The sequence below is a fragment of the Clostridium algoriphilum genome (assembly GCF_020443705.1).
Lineage (GTDB): Bacteria > Bacillota > Clostridia > Clostridiales > Clostridiaceae > Clostridium_AD > Clostridium_AD algoriphilum.
Genome location: NZ_JAIZZK010000003.1, coordinates 107,285 through 122,536 on the forward strand (window position 1 = coordinate 107,285; position 15,252 = coordinate 122,536).

15 protein-coding genes are annotated in these 15,252 nt (G+C 32.1%); 6 read left to right on the forward strand and 9 right to left on the reverse strand.

Annotated features, from left to right (window positions below; translation table 11 throughout):
* Positions 1-17: 17 nt before the first annotated feature.
* A complete protein-coding gene (gene nadD / locus LGK95_RS04155) occupies positions 18-620 on the reverse strand; it encodes a nicotinate (nicotinamide) nucleotide adenylyltransferase (RefSeq protein WP_226122541.1) in 603 nt (200 codons plus the stop codon).
* Positions 613-2,100: a nicotinate phosphoribosyltransferase gene (locus LGK95_RS04160; protein ID WP_226122550.1), complete on the reverse strand. Its 1,488-nt coding sequence runs from the start codon at positions 2,098-2,100 to the stop codon at positions 613-615. Before LGK95_RS04160 ends, nadD begins: the two co-directional genes overlap by 8 nt.
* A gap of 586 nt (positions 2,101-2,686) precedes the next feature.
* Here LGK95_RS04160 and LGK95_RS04165 point away from each other — a divergent pair.
* Positions 2,687-2,926 carry an aspartyl-phosphate phosphatase Spo0E family protein gene (locus tag LGK95_RS04165; RefSeq protein WP_226122552.1) on the forward strand — a complete coding sequence of 80 codons (240 nt, stop codon included), beginning with the start codon at positions 2,687-2,689 and terminating at the stop codon, positions 2,924-2,926.
* A 171-nt stretch (positions 2,927-3,097) separates the two neighbouring features.
* Here the strand turns inward: LGK95_RS04165 and LGK95_RS04170 are convergent, their stop codons facing one another.
* The 6 genes from LGK95_RS04170 to LGK95_RS04195 form a co-directional block, all read right to left on the reverse strand.
* Positions 3,098-5,677 carry an HD domain-containing phosphohydrolase gene (locus LGK95_RS04170; RefSeq protein ID WP_226122554.1) on the reverse strand — a complete coding sequence of 860 codons (2,580 nt, stop codon included), beginning with the start codon at positions 5,675-5,677 and terminating at the stop codon, positions 3,098-3,100.
* 139 nt (positions 5,678-5,816) lie between these two features.
* Entirely contained in the window at positions 5,817-5,987 is a 171-nt protein-coding gene (locus LGK95_RS04175) for a hypothetical protein (protein ID WP_226122556.1), read from the reverse strand.
* Entirely contained in the window at positions 5,977-7,026 is a 1,050-nt protein-coding gene (locus tag LGK95_RS04180) for a hypothetical protein (protein ID WP_226122558.1), read from the reverse strand. Before LGK95_RS04180 ends, LGK95_RS04175 begins: the two co-directional genes overlap by 11 nt.
* A gap of 30 nt (positions 7,027-7,056) precedes the next feature.
* Positions 7,057-7,704 (reverse strand): fructose-6-phosphate aldolase, encoded by a 648-nt coding sequence (gene fsa / locus LGK95_RS04185; RefSeq protein WP_226122560.1) that lies wholly within the window; start codon positions 7,702-7,704, stop codon positions 7,057-7,059.
* Positions 7,705-7,836: 132 nt separating this feature from the next.
* Positions 7,837-8,526, reverse strand: coding sequence for an L-ribulose-5-phosphate 4-epimerase (araD, locus tag LGK95_RS04190; RefSeq protein WP_226122562.1), 690 nt, complete (start codon positions 8,524-8,526; stop codon positions 7,837-7,839).
* The gene (locus LGK95_RS04195; protein ID WP_226122564.1) at positions 8,510-9,388 is read right to left on the reverse strand and encodes an L-ribulose-5-phosphate 3-epimerase; all 879 of its coding nucleotides are present in this window, start codon (positions 9,386-9,388) and stop codon (positions 8,510-8,512) included. The genes araD and LGK95_RS04195 overlap by 17 nt, the downstream gene beginning before the upstream one ends.
* Positions 9,389-9,833: 445 nt before the next feature.
* On the opposite strand from LGK95_RS04195, the gene LGK95_RS04200 reads away from it, so the two are divergent.
* The 5 genes from LGK95_RS04200 to ulaG all read left to right on the forward strand — a co-directional run bounded on the left by LGK95_RS04200 (position 9,834) and on the right by ulaG (position 14,294).
* Complete coding sequence (locus LGK95_RS04200) at positions 9,834-10,823, forward strand: sugar-binding transcriptional regulator (protein ID WP_226122566.1); 990 nt, start codon at positions 9,834-9,836, stop codon at positions 10,821-10,823.
* Positions 10,824-10,918: 95 nt separating this feature from the next.
* Complete coding sequence (locus LGK95_RS04205; RefSeq protein WP_226122568.1) at positions 10,919-11,377, forward strand: PTS sugar transporter subunit IIA; 459 nt, start codon at positions 10,919-10,921, stop codon at positions 11,375-11,377.
* 28 nt (positions 11,378-11,405) lie between these two features.
* On the forward strand, positions 11,406-12,878 hold the full coding sequence (locus tag LGK95_RS04210) for a PTS ascorbate transporter subunit IIC (protein WP_264174471.1): 1,473 nt from the start codon (positions 11,406-11,408) through the stop codon (positions 12,876-12,878).
* Between the two features lie 27 nt (positions 12,879-12,905).
* Positions 12,906-13,202 carry a PTS sugar transporter subunit IIB gene (locus LGK95_RS04215; protein ID WP_226122569.1) on the forward strand — a complete coding sequence of 99 codons (297 nt, stop codon included), beginning with the start codon at positions 12,906-12,908 and terminating at the stop codon, positions 13,200-13,202.
* A 27-nt stretch (positions 13,203-13,229) separates the two neighbouring features.
* Positions 13,230-14,294: an L-ascorbate 6-phosphate lactonase gene (gene ulaG / locus LGK95_RS04220; RefSeq protein WP_226122571.1), complete on the forward strand. Its 1,065-nt coding sequence runs from the start codon at positions 13,230-13,232 to the stop codon at positions 14,292-14,294.
* 160 nt (positions 14,295-14,454) lie between these two features.
* Here ulaG and LGK95_RS04225 read toward each other — a convergent pair whose 3' ends face one another.
* Positions 14,455-15,177, reverse strand: a complete 723-nt coding sequence (locus LGK95_RS04225; RefSeq protein ID WP_319001895.1) for a YjbE family putative metal transport protein — start codon at positions 15,175-15,177, stop codon at positions 14,455-14,457.
* Positions 15,178-15,252 lie beyond the last annotated feature (75 nt).

Below are 15,252 nucleotides of genomic sequence, written 5' to 3' on the forward strand. Positions count from 1 at the left end.
GACTTCCATAAATCATTTTATAAATACAATCCTTCTTTTTTTATGTATTTTATTATTTCAATAGTGGTTAAATGGCCTATATTTCTTTTGTTTTTAATATTTTCCCTGATTATTGTTGAACTGATATTTGATTGTATAAGCCCAGCAACTTGTATAATGTTTTCTTTATAACTTTTCATAATAGGGTTATCATCGAGGACCTTCCAAAGTCTGTCTTCGCCTCTATCTATAGCAATTATTTTATAGTTAGTTAAAAGCCTTTTCCAATCTTTCCAATTAAGTACATCCCTTAAATTATCACTACCCATTACGAAGCATAAGTCATCACCTGGATACTTTTCTTTTAATTTGTCTAAAGTTTCAATTGTGTATAGTTTTCTTTCTGTATCTATTTCCATAGTATCAACTAATAATCTTCTATTTTTATTGCAAGCAAGTTTTAACATATTAACTCTATGATATGCTGGTATTAGCCCTTTTTTATTATAATGATCGCCTACAGGAACAAATAATAATTTTTTAGCTCCTGTACTTATAAGAAGTTGGTTAGCTAATGTTATGTGAGCTAAAGAAGGAGGGTTAAAAGATCCCCCGTAAATTATAATTGAATTATTATTCATCTATATCTTCTGCATTTCTATATCTTTGAATTAATTCCTGCTTAACAAACCAAAGTTCTTGTGATAAATCAACAAAGTATTTTTGTGGGTTAGAAAATCTCTTAACTTCTCCCCATAAACTATCTACTTGCTCACTACAATATATTCTAATCTCTTCAATAGTTGGTAATTTATAAACGCATTCTCCATTATGGAAAATTGATATTTGAAGTTTTTTAGCGTAGAAATTAGTAATCTTTTTCTTTTTCCAAATAAAAACTGGATCAAATATTATATAAGGGTGAGACTCATCTATCATATCATCTGCTAATGTAATAACATCTGCAATTGCCTTATGCGAATCTTTATCATATAATCTCCAAACCATTTTATATCCTGGATTAATTATTTTTTCCTCATTTTCACTTATTTTTATTCTTGGAACAACTTCCCCTTCTTCTTCAACAGCTACTAATTTATAAACCCCTCCAAATACTGGTTCTGATTTAGCTGTAACCATTCTTTCTCCAACACCAAATATATCTATCTTAGCATCCTGGCTTAATAATTCAGTTATTATATATTCATCTAAACTATTTGAAGCCACTATTTTGCAGTCTGTAAGCCCAGCTTCATCAAGCATGTTTCTTACTATTTTTGATAGATAAGCAAGGTCACCACTATCTAGTCTAATTCCTTTTAATCTTTCTCCAATTGGCTCTAATACATTTTTCGCAACCTTAATTGCGTTGGGTATACCTCTTTTTATAACATTATAAGTATCCACAAGCAAAGTACACGTACTTGGATAAGTTTTTGCATATATTTCAAACGCTTTATATTCATCTTCAAAAAACTCTATCCAAGAGTGAGCCATTGTGCCAAGAGCAGGAACTCCAAACATTGATTCAGCCATAGTAGTCGCTGTACCATTAACTCCTGCTATATAAGATGCTCTCGCTCCCATTATAGCAGCATCAGCACCTTGAGCTCTTCTAGCTCCCAGTTCTAGGATTGGTCTTCCTTGTGAAGCCCTTACAATTCTATTAGCTTTGGTTGCGATTAAACTCTGATGATTGATTGTTAATAATAACATAGTTTCGATAAGTTGTGCTTCTATTACTTTTGCCTTAACTGTTACAAGTGCTTCATTGGGAAATACTACTGTTCCTTCTGGTATTGCGTAAATATCTCCTTTAAACTTAAAAGTTAGTAAGTACTGTAAGAATTCTTCAGACAATACGCCTTTCCTTCTTAAAAAGTCAATATCCTCTTGGGTAAATTTCAAATTTTCAATAAAGGTTACAAGTTGTTCAAGTCCTGCTACTATTGAAAAGCTTGCATCATCTGGGTTTCTCCTATAAAACATATCAAAATACACTACTGCATCTGAAAATCCATTTTGAAAATATCCATTTGACATGGTTAATTCATAGAAATCCATTAACATTGAAAGGTTTCTTTCCTCTTTAATATTAAAATTGTTGATTATTCTACTCATTTTGATTGCCCTCCTTTAACATAATGATTTTATGGCTTAACCAATAATACTAAATCCATACTGCATTCTTGATCTAGTTTCCTTTAATATTGTTTCTATATAATAGAAACATCATACCACTCTATCTACTCAACTCGACAATTTAGTTAAGAATTTTCTTAATTTATGTTATAAATATCTTTATTTGTATACTATAAAGATATTTACATTAATTCACATAAAATTTATAAGCAATAAAAGGCTGATTTTTATCGAAAATTGCAAAACGAAATATTTATATCTTATTGTATTCTTAATATGATTCTAAACAATATACTTTTCATCATATTGTAATTTTGTAATTATATGACAAGAAATTAAGACTTTTTTCGTCATTTACATATTATAACATATGGCTCAATTAAACGTCTTTATGATGTTTTATGTAATATTTTACCATGTTATAGTGATTCTTCTTGTTAAATTATAGAATATTTTGTAATTTATTATGTTTTATTGACTAACGAAATAGATAATACAAGCTGAATAATATGGTATCATATTGTTCTATCTAATAAACAAAATAAATAAGAAGAGGTGTAACTATATGAATATTAAACTGAAAATTATAAAGATACAATTAGAATTATTAAGAAGTATATTACATTTTCTACTTAACTTCAAAAAACCTTCGGATAAAATAGTTATACTTTGCAGTCAGCAATTAGATGAAGTTATAGTTTTATATCATAAAGTTATATACGCTTCTGATAAAGTGGCTTCAACTCATAATAGAGCGTTATCAGGCAATACATTGAGCCCATTCTTAAAAACTCTAGATTCATAATATATTAGCACTGACAAAGCATTAAATTCACAAAAAAAATAGAGAAAGCCTAGCAATTATGCTAGGCTTTCTTTGTATTAATAAAAAAATAACCATCTTAAATCAGTATGTTTTTTAGTGAAATCTTAAATGAAGGAGCGGAGCTTTGGTTTCTTATTATTTCTCTACCTGCTATGATTTGTTTAATACCTTTTCTACAAATATTTTTGTGAGTTCAGGATCAAACTGTGTACCAGCGTTTTTTAAAATTTCTATTAATGCCTCTTCTTCACTCAGTGCATTTCGATATAGTCGAACACTAGTCATTGCATCGTAGCTGTCAGCAAGAGCAATAATTCTAGCCATCAAAGGAATAGCTTCACCTTTTAACCCTTTTGGATAACCAGTACCATCCCATCTTTCATGATGTGCTAATATATAATTTGCTAATTCTAACATGTTATTAGATGAGCTTAGTATTCTATATCCGATATCTGGATGCCGATTTATTTCATTCCGTTCCTGAACAGTAAGCTTTCCTGGTTTATTAAGTATCTTCTCTTCGATTGCAATTTTTCCTATATCATGAAGTAATCCTGCAGCTTTCAGTTTACGTATTTCAATTTCTGGAAAGTTTATTGCTTTTCCTATTTCCTGGCATATTTCACTTACTCTTTTAGAGTGTTGTTCTTCTCGTGGGTTTTTTTCATGTAAGGTATTTGCTATTGTGTTTATTATATTATCCCTCATACCATCACTTTCAATAACCTTACGTTTATACATATGATCTTCAGCATTTTTTAGTACTTTTAGTATATTTTCATCAGTCTTTATTTTTGTATCCCAACCAAATGAGATAGTAAAACTTAAAGTACTAATACGTTCCTTTGAATATAGTACTTTTATTCTATCAATAATTTCTATTACTTCTTCAGTTTTAGTTTTTGGCAAAAGAATGACAAATTCGTCCCCTCCCCAACGGGAAACTATATCATCATTTCTGCACGCACTTTGAATAGCTGCTGCTGCCTTCTGTAAAAGTTCATCTCCTTTAAGATGACCAAAAGCATCATTTACAAGCTTTAGGCTATTTACATCTCCCATAATTATTGAAATAGGTAAATTTCTTTCGGTGTCTAACCTTTTCAGCTCTATTTCATAGAATCTTCTATTATAAAGGCCTGTTAATTTGTCATGATAACTTAAATAACATATTTCCTCTTCCCGTTTTGTTCGCTCATTAATTTCTTCTTCAAGCGTAGTATTAAATTGTTTAAGGGCTGCAGTTGTCTCCTCAAGTTGTTGATTTCGTTCTATCAATTGTTTTCGCAAATCAATATTTTCCTTGATTAATTTTATGTTATTCTGCTTTATAAGTCTATGTTCTGGATGTATGCAGGTATATGCTTCTTCTTTATAATTGGATTGTTTGAATACATTATTTTTAAAAACTAACATAGTGGATGTCTGGTTTGTAAACCCGATATGACCCTCCCCGTAAGTAGAGAAACCAATGGTTGGTATATCACTAAATATTTCTCCATACTGCTTAACTAAATTCTTTTTTTCTAGTTCAAGTGTTCGATTGATACAATCAAAATTAACAATTCCCTCTATCCTACCAAATTCATTGATTTTCTTATCTAGAAGGTTCTTTGTGTCTTCGACAATATTAGTTGATTGGAGTAATCTAACCTCTGAGCCTTGTATTATATTACAATTAAATTCAATGTTTGTACCTTTTTTTTGCCGAGGGCTTCTTACAAATATATCATTTTCTCCAATAACAAGACCTACAGGATGTGTCGGAAAATATTTTGATGCTTCTTCAACTGAAAACGCGCCAACAGCATTTGCATAGGCTGTAATTGCAGGCATGTTATTGAATTCAATAACTTCTCTGGTTACTTCATTGACCTTATTTGCAATTAACACATGATCTAAAGCTTTAAAACTTTGAGTATTAATAATATCAAACTCGGCATTAGCGCTCATTTTTAGCAAAACAATGACCGCGGAATTGCTATAAGCCTTACCATTTGCACAAACAAATGTTTTAACGAATTTTAGGTCATCCCCAGCGGAACCTTCAATAAAGTAGACATTTGTCCTATTTCCAATTTGATCCATTAGCTTTTCTTCTTTCATGCTTACACCATCGATTAACGCTATCCCAACATATCTTGTCGTGTCCATGGTGTAAGAACTTTCATTAAAGTATCTCTCAAAAGATGTAAATGCTGCCTCGACGCTTAAATTTTCATTAATCTGTTCAAGAACTTCCACTTTAGCATCTAAAATTATATTTGAATTGAAAGCCATTGCAACAACAGAGTTTTTTAATAATTTTCCACTGGCGATTTCTCCAGCGGTAGAACATCCAAATACAATACAATCCTTAAAAACTTTTTGCATCTGATTGCACAGCTTGTTCTGGTCAAAGCTAGAGGAAGCAAAAAATATTATTAGCTTTGCACCGAAACCATTTAACTGATTTTCGATATCTGCCACAACTTCTTTTTCAATAGATTTAGTTGAATACACAGATTCTATATTACTTCTCTCACATTCCAGTTCTTTAAAATTCAACTGTTTAGCAATAATCCTAAGCTTTTCAATAATTATCGGATCATCTGTAGAGTATTTGTCAAATTTATTCGGATTAACCCCTTTTAGAATAAATTTAGCTTTGGTCATTTCTGCAATAGCAGGGTTACCTTTTGATCGTTTTAGAATGATGGTGTCAATTATTTCTTTTATTTTACCAGTCAAGAATATACCCACCCCTTTATGTTCTACAAAGCCCTATTAATTATTACTAAGGAACTTTAATTTTCAATAATTTTGTTTTATATTTTAAATTACAAATATGTACAGAAGTACATATTTCTATAATATTCTACATGAATAGTTAATTTACCTCTTTTAATATTTTCTGCCCCATACCTCTAAGATTTATCATTCTATTTCTATGAATAACAACCAAAAACGGACCACCCACAGGTCGTCCGTTTTTGTATGATTTATAAATTTTTTCAACCACTTTTCCTAAAGAATGATTCTTCTCCTCTTTAAGGTTCAATCGTGTACATAGCCACTTCATCAATTTCACGGTTTGTAGCTATAATAATATCTTTATTATCTTTTACATAATGATATACATTGGCCGGTCCACACCCTGTGTCAATATTTTCGCATTGTATCTTTCCTTTTTCAGTATCATACGTAAGTGCAAACAGGGATTTCTCACCTTGTCTATGTCCAATTACAATAGAAGGCTTTCCGCATAACTCCCCTCCATAAAGGGCATGGGTAAATTCTACCGGCTCGTGATGTGCATACATTTCTTTGTAAGTTCCTTCTGTCTTCTTATATATTCGTACAGTCTCGCCATGAAAAGGTGCAAGTACAGCCAATTCCATTTCCCCGTCACTGTCAATATCCACTAGTACTGCATCGCTTGAAGGAGTATTTATTAGCTGCTTGATTTCCCATTCTGTCTCTTCTGAAAATGGAGGTACAAACTGAAAAACTCCGATTTCAGAAGAAATTACAGCTGTCTCTACTCCCTCTTCCATCACTTTATAATATCCGTGATTCTTTAACATCCCATCCTTTATTACCTTTAGCTTAAGCTGATAATCCTCATTAAAGTTGCTTAAATCATTTGGAAGCTTAGCCGCATATACTTTTCCAGGGCTTGACCAGTCATCTTTATATTCATGCCCTGATTTTAAAGTGCATGCTATTAGGTATATATTACCATTTCGTTTAATCAAGTCGAATCTGTGGACATGGGGAAGATTCACTAAAGTTTTAACACTCCATTTGCCGTCCTTAACAGGTGTTGCTATTACAATTTTCGCTTCTTTTGAATCATTCGGTGAGTAAAACTTATGGGTTGCCAAAAATTGTCCACTAGATCCCGGCACCTGAACCATACTCATAACACCGCCAGGTTCATTCCACACTGTTTCAATTTCATTTCCTTCTGAATCAAAAAGTATGCAACGGTCAACTTTTTCAGCTGCTACTAAAAAACAGTTTGTACCCTTATATTTTAAAGGAGCTACCGAATAGCATTTTGTTAAATTTGCAATAATCTTTTTATTAATCTTCATATTTTCCACCTCACTCAATTATTTTCCTTCTTATTTGGTAAAAGCAGCTTTCCAATCTTTTAAAAATTTTTCTATTCCTGCATCTGTAAGAGGATGCTTAGTCATTTGCATAATTATATTATATGGTACTGTAGCTATATGACATCCAAGCATTGCCGCATCATTAACATGCATAGGGCTCCTTATACTTGCTGCAATTATCTCAGTCTGGATATTATGAACCTTGAATATGGTTACAATTTGCTTAATAAGCTCCATCCCATTAGTTCCGATGTCATCTACTCTTCCAAGAAATGGGCTTACATAAGTTGCACCTGATCTAGCAGCCAGAAGTGCTTGAACTGAAGAAAATATTAAAGTTACATTTGTTTTAATGCCTTCAGACGAAAGAATCTTAACAGCCTTTAATCCCTCAACAGTCATTGGAATTTTAACAATTATATTTTTATGAAGTTTTGCAAGCTCCCTTGCTTCTTCTACCATCTTAGGTGCTTCCAAACTAATAACTTCTGCACTAATAGGACCATCTACTATAGTTGTGATTTCTCTTATTACATCTTTAAAAACCCTTCCTTCCCTAGCAATAAGGGATGGATTAGTTGTAACTCCACAAATAACCCCCATTTCATTAGCTTTACGAATTTCTTCAACATTTGCTGTATCTATAAATATCTTCATTTACAAAACCCCCTATTATATTTATAATTAATTACTGTGTCACTATATTCTATATAATATATCGTTTTCATTTGATATTTTATTAACCTATTTATATGTTAAACACTTGTCCCATATATTTATTTATTCATTTTATTTTTGTCCATAATAAGCATTTTCACCATGTTTTCTTAAAAAGTGCTTGTCCAGGAGATTATTGTCAATAGATTCAAGTTTCTTATTTAAATTAATACTTCTATAAGCCATTTTTGCAACCTCTTCCATTACAACAGCATTATGCACTGCGTCCATAGCATCTTTACCCCAAGCGAAAGGGCCATGGTTATTTACTACTACACCTGGAACAAATTCCGGATTAATTCCTTTAAATGTCTCAACAATTACCTTTCCTGTTTCATATTCATATCTTCCCTTAATTTCTTCTTGTGTCATTTTTCTAGTACAAGGAATACTTCCATAAAAATAATCCGCATGTGTTGTTCCAAAACAAGGTATTGCTCTCCCTGCCTGTGCAAAGCTTGTTGCCCAGCTTGAATGAGTGTGAACTATACCTCCAATTTCTTTAAATTTTTTATACAACAATACATGTGTATCTGTATCGGATGAAGGATTTAAATTACCTTCTACTATTTTGCCCTCTAGATCAATCACTACCATATCTTCAGCTTTCATTTCTTCGTAGGAAACTCCACTTGGTTTTATCACAATTAATCCTTTTTCTCTATCAATGGCACTTACATTGCCCCAAGTAAAAGTTACCAGCCCTTTTTTAGGAAGCTCTAAATTAGCTTCTAGAACCTTTTGTTTAAGCTCTTTTAGCATTATCCATCCCACCTTCAATCATTTTTTCTTGAACAAACATTCTTGCATTGTAAATATCCTTTATAGCATCTTCTTTTGTAATAACCTTACTATTATCAGCCCACATTTCTATTAAAAAAGGTCCTTGGTAATTTAGTTCTTTTAATTTTTTAAAAAGTGAAGCAAATTTTACAATCCCCTCTCCAAACGGGACCTCTTTAAATACTCCTGGCTTTGTCTCTTTTACGTGAATTGCAACAGTGTGTGGAAGTCCAAGCTCTAGTTCCGATTCAACATCACTACCCCACGCACTCAAATTACCTAAATCCGGGTATATCTTAAACCAAGGCGAATTAAATTTAGTTATATATGGCATTGCTCTTAATATAGTACTTATGAATTTAGTATCCATTATTTCGAGTGCAAGCATTACACCTGCTTTACTTGCCATTGCTATAGATTTTCCCATTCCTTCTATAAAGAAAGCTTTTGTAATCTCATCCTCTTCTTCATAATATACATCATAGGCTGCTAATTGAATTGTCCGTATTCCTAGATCTACTGATAGTTCAATTGCCTTTTTCATAATATCAAAAGCTTTTTTGCGAATATTTTCATCTTTACTCCCAAAAGGAAATCTTCTATGACCACTTAAACACATACTTGGAATCATAACTCCAGTAATACTAATGAGATTCTTTAATTCTTCTCTTTCTTCCTTTGACCAATCAAGTCTAGCTAACCTTTCATCTGTTTCATCTATTGAAATTTCCAAATAGTCGAAACCAGCCTCTTTTGCTGATGTTAGCTTTTCTTTCCAGGAAAAACTAGAAGGCAAAGCTTTTTCATAAATACCAATTGGAACTCTATCTAAATCATACATTTCCTATTCCCCCTTCTACAGAACTTTTATTTGTATGTTTCTGATTTGTAAAAAAAGAACAAAGTTAAAATTACATTATAATTTTAAAACTTTGTTCTTTTTTAATAAATCTAACCTCCATTTTTTTAATTATTAATTTATTAATATCGTTGTACTTAATATATCATCTAGTTTTTTCTCAGTCAACATATTGTCAAACATTGCACATATGTTCAGTGTAATTTCTAAGCCTTATGGAATATAGGTCATTGTGTTTTTCTCATTATAATATTATAATAATCTTATAAGTATATGTTCACTATAGATGCCATTTGTTCAAAACCAACTAATATTGGTTTTATAGAATTCTTTATAAATACACTTAGCAATTGAATTGTTAGTGATTAACTACCCTAGATCATGTATACCTTTACTTATAAATAATAATTTAAAAGGAGTTTTAATTATGAATGACTTTGAAAATATGAATGAAAATGAAAAAAACAGTCTTTTAGCTAGTGTATCAAGCCTTTATTATGAACATGATATGACTCAATCACAAATTGCTGAACGTTTGTTCACTTCCCGTTCTAAAATTTCAAGATTATTGAAAGAGGCAAGGGACAAAAAAATAGTAGAAATAATTATAAAAGAACCATGGGAAAGATTAATGGACATTGAGAATGAATTTATGAAGAGATTCAAACTAAAACATGTAAGAATTATCAATACAAAGGGATCTTCAAATGAATTAGCTCTAATTAAACTTGGAGAAATTGCAGCTTACTTTATTGATGCTAAAATAAATAAGAATACCATACTAGGTATATCTTGGGGTAACACCATATATAATACAGTTCAAAGTCTTAAATCCAACAAAAACATTCCGCTTACTGTAGTTCAGATAATGGGAGCCGCTTTAAAGGATAAGCCAGAGATAGACGGAATAGATCTGGTAAAACAATTTGCAAAGATCTATGGTGGAAAGTATCACTACTTATTAGCTCCTCTTTTTGTGGAGGATAAAGACATGAGAGATAAACTTATACGGGACCCTTATATATCAGATACTTTGTCTCTTGCTAAGAGAGCTACAATTATACTAACAAGCGTAGGATCTATAGATTCAACTATTTCTAATACAGCCTGGAGCAAATATATAGACAGCTATACTCAATATGCCCTTCAATCAAGTGGTGCTGTTGGTCATATTGGAGGACGTTTCTATGATATAAACGGTAAACAAATTGAGTCTGAGTTAAATAATACCATTATAGGAATAGATCTAGATGATTTTTATAATGCACCAGATGTTATATGTGTTGCAGGTTCTAAGGAAAAATCAAAAGCTATACTTGGCGCTATAAAAGGTAAGTATATAAAAACACTAATAATAGATGATACCGCAGCATTAAAAATATTAGAGTTGGATGATGAAAATCATTCTCACAACTGAACACATGTGCAATCGCTAATCATATGTTGACATTGCATTGTAATATCGTTATCATAAGCGTATACAGAATATTGAAACTTAATTTCTTAAAGGAAGTGATTAAAATTAATAATAACATTATTCTTTCGGAAAACATTAAACTAAAGGCTACAGCTAAAGATTGGGTTGAATCTATGAGACTTTCTGGTCAACTTTTGGTTAACTCAAACTACATTACTAAAGGTTATATTGACTTAACAATTAAAACTGTTGAAGAATATGGTCCATACATTGTAATAATACCCGGACTCGCTTTATCTCATTCGAGACCAGATGTAAGCGTTTTAAAGACTGGTATCAGTTTGCTTACTTTATCGGAGCCTGTGCACTTTAATTGCGAAAATGATCCTGTGGACATCGTTATAACACTAGCTGCTGTGAATGATACTGATCACCTTGGTTTGCTTGCAAAATTATGCGATTATCTCTCAGAAGAAGAAAATTTAAATTTTATACGTAATTGCTTAGACCCAAAAGAAATGGCAGAAGAACTAAACAAATTTCAAGTGGAATAATAGTTAAATTATTAAGGGGGGCTAATTATTGGATATTAATAGTATTGCAAATAGTGGTTTGTTTAAAGTGTTTTCAGACAATATTCTCACAAAACCAGAATATTTTATTAGTTTAATTGTATTGATTTGTTATTTGTTTTTAAGAAGACCAATACATGAAACTTTTGCAGGAACAATGAAATGTATCATTGGCATCATGATTTGGAATATAGGTGCAGGTGGTCTTGTTACTACATTCAGACCTATTCTTGCTGGATTAAATGATCGTTTCCACCTGAATGCTGCAGTTATTGATCCATATTTTGGACTAGCTGCTGCAAACAAGAGCTTAGGCACATTAGCTTCCATGGTTATGATTGCACTTATGTTTGCATTCATATGGAACCTTCTCTTGGTTGCATTTGGTAAAATAACAAAGATAAGAACTCTATTCCTTACTGGTCACATCATGCTTCAACAAGCTACAACAGCAACTTTTATTGTATTCTTTGCATTACCTGCTTACGCTAATGCAACTGGAGCTATTATAGTCGGTCTGCTTGTTGGTACTTATCAGGCTGTATTCTCAAACTTAACAGTTGAGGCATGTAACAACCTTACAGACAATGCTGGTTTTGCCATTGGACATCAACAAATGGGCGCAGTATGGCTAACAGATAAAATTGCGGGCAAACTAGGCGATAAGAATAAAAATCTTGATAATATAAAGTTGCCCAAGTTCCTTTCAATATTTAATGATAACGTTGTTACAGCAGGTACTTTGATGTTAGTTTTCTTTGGTATCATTATGCTAATTCTTGGTGAGCCATACATGAGGCTACTAGAAAATCCAATTGGCAAAGTTGCTTCAGGTAACTTTCCAATAACATTATCCTTCGCAGCCTATATTATAAATCGTTCTTTAACATTTTCAGTTTACTTATTCATACTTATGAGTGGCGTTAGAATGTTTGTTTCGGAACTTACAACAGCTTTCCAAGGTATATCTGATAAATTTATACCAGGATTAACTCCTGCTGTTGACTGTGCAGCTACTTATGGATTTGGTGCAAAGAACGCGGTTGTATATGGTTTTGTTTTTGGAGCAATTGGTCAGTTCATCGCAATCGCAGGGTTACTCATATTTCACTCCCCTGTTATGATTATCACAGGTTTTGTACCAGTATTCTTTGATAATGCAACTCTTGCAGTATTTGCTAATAAACGTGGTGGTGTTCGTGCCGCTACAATAATACCAATATGTTGTGGTATGCTTCAGGTACTAGGTGGTGCTTTTGCAATATGGTTCTTTGGTGCTGGAGTACAAGGCCCTCTTGCTGGTGGATGGCATGGTAGCATTGATTGGGATACCATTTGGCCTGCATTCGGTGTTTTTGCAAATACCTTTAAAATATTTGGTATATTTGCTCTAATTGTAGCAATGCTAATTATTCCTCAAATACAATATCGTAAAAACAAATCAACTTATTTTGCAAATATAGATACAGATACTGATTGTTAAACTCATATTAAAAAAGGAGAGATATAAATGAAAGTATTAGCAGCTTGTGGAAATGGAATGGGATCAAGTCAAATGATTAAAATGAAAATCATCAAAGTTTTTAAAAAACTTAAGATTGACGTAGATGTTGATCATCTTAGTGTTGGTGAGGCAAAGTCCGTCATATCTTCTTATGACATGGTTTTTGTATCTGAATCCTTAGTATCAAACTTTTCAAATGCCCGTTCTAAAACTAAAATCATTGGCCTTAGAAATCTTTTATCAGAAGTAGAAATAGAAAGTAAGATTAGAGAAGCTTTAAATTTAAATGAAGTAAAATTATAATAATTTAAAAGGAAAGGTGAGAGTAATATGAGTAAAATAGATGATATAACAAGAGAATCCTGGATACTAAGCACTTTTCCTCAATGGGGAACTTGGCTTAATGAGGAAATTGAAAGAGAAGTAGTCCATCCTGGTAGCTTTGCAATGTGGTGGCTTGGTTGTACAGGCCTTTGGGTAAAATCAGAAGGCAATGCCAATATTTGTATTGATTTATGGTGTGGCACTGGCAAAAAAACTATGAAAAATCCTTTGATTAAGCCAGAACATCAGATGGCAAGAATGTCCGGTGGTAAAAAGTTGCAACCAAACCTTAGAGTGGCTCCTTTTGTTTTAGATCCATTTGCTATCAAACAAATTGATGCAGTAGTATCAACCCATGATCATAATGATCATATTGATATAAATGTTGCAACTGCAGTTATGAAAAATTGCGATGCATCTGTACCTTTTATAGGGCCAAAAACTTGTGTTGATCTTTGGATTAGCTGGGGCGTACCTGCAAATCGTTGTATTATAGTAAAACCTGGAGATGTAGTTAAGATTAAAGATACAGAACTTATTGCCCTTGAGTCTTTTGACCGTACTGCGTTAATTACAGTTCCAAAGGGTGTTACTTTAGCTGGTAAAATGCCAGGAAACATAGATGAGCGGGCAGTAAACTATATTATAAAAACACCAGGCGGAAGTATATACCATAGTGGTGATTCACATTACTCTAACTACTATGCTAAACACGGAAACGATTATCAAATTGATGTAGCATTAGGCTCTTTCGGAGAAAATCCTAGGGGTATAACCGACAAAATGACTGCTTCAGATATACTTAGAATGGGCGAAGCTTTAAATACTAAAGTTGTAATTCCATTCCACCATGATATATGGTCAAACTTCCAGGCCGACACTGAAGAAATAAATGTGCTTTTCGAAATGAAGAAGGATAGATTACAATATAAATTCTTGCCATACATATGGCAGGTAGGTGGAAAATTTGTTTATCCTGATGACAAAGATAAACGTGAATATCACTACCCTCGTGGTTTTGATGACTGTTTTGATGGAGACATTGATTTACCATTTAAATGTTTCCTTTAAATTAAATCATGTTTGTTATCACTAATAGTAAAACATAATTTTAGAATATATTAAATTCTGCAAGCTGACGTCGTTTTTATTCTGATGTCAGCTTTATTTTGTTAAAAAAATGACACAAACAAATAACTATCTTAATCTAACAAGATAGTTGTTAAATAGATTATTTATACTTATGCATTGTAATTGAAACATGTTTAGATAATATTATTAGATACCCATAACCCAATATAAAAGCGGCAAAAGCCCATGGAATTATCGTTGAAACTAAGGGCCCAAGACCTATGTATTTTATCGTTAAGTTATCCTCTAATATCATTTTAAAAGATGTACGAGCTAGTATTGCACCACCTATGTATATAACAAAAGGGTGATCCTTCATTAAATTTGAAACAAATTGACTTCCATAGAAAATTATTGGTATGTTTATTAAAATACCAATAACAATTAATAACACATTGCCATCTGCTGTACTTGCTATCGCAATTACGTTATCAAGACTCATGCTAATATCAGCAATAATAATTATAGCTACAGCATCCCAAAATTCAACTCCTTTTTTTATGCTGCGATCATTTTCTTGGTACGCAGGTTTAATGAAGTCCCATGTGATTTTCACTAAAATTATCCCACCAACTAATTTAATTGGTAGCCACTTTATATTCATTATTTGTGTAATAATGCATGCAAATAGTATTCTTAATCCTATAGCTCCTGATATACCTATAGAACTAGCTTTTTTAGCATATTTAGGCGATAAGTTTTTTGTTGCTAAAGCAATGATACCAATATTATCACCGGATAATGTTAAATCGAGTATAGTAATTTCTAGTACTCCTATGATAAAAATCATTAGATTCTCCATTTGCCCTTCTTTCTTTTCCATACCTATGGAAATTACATATTATAATAAAGCTCAATCATTAACATATATTAATTTACGTATTATATATATGTATGG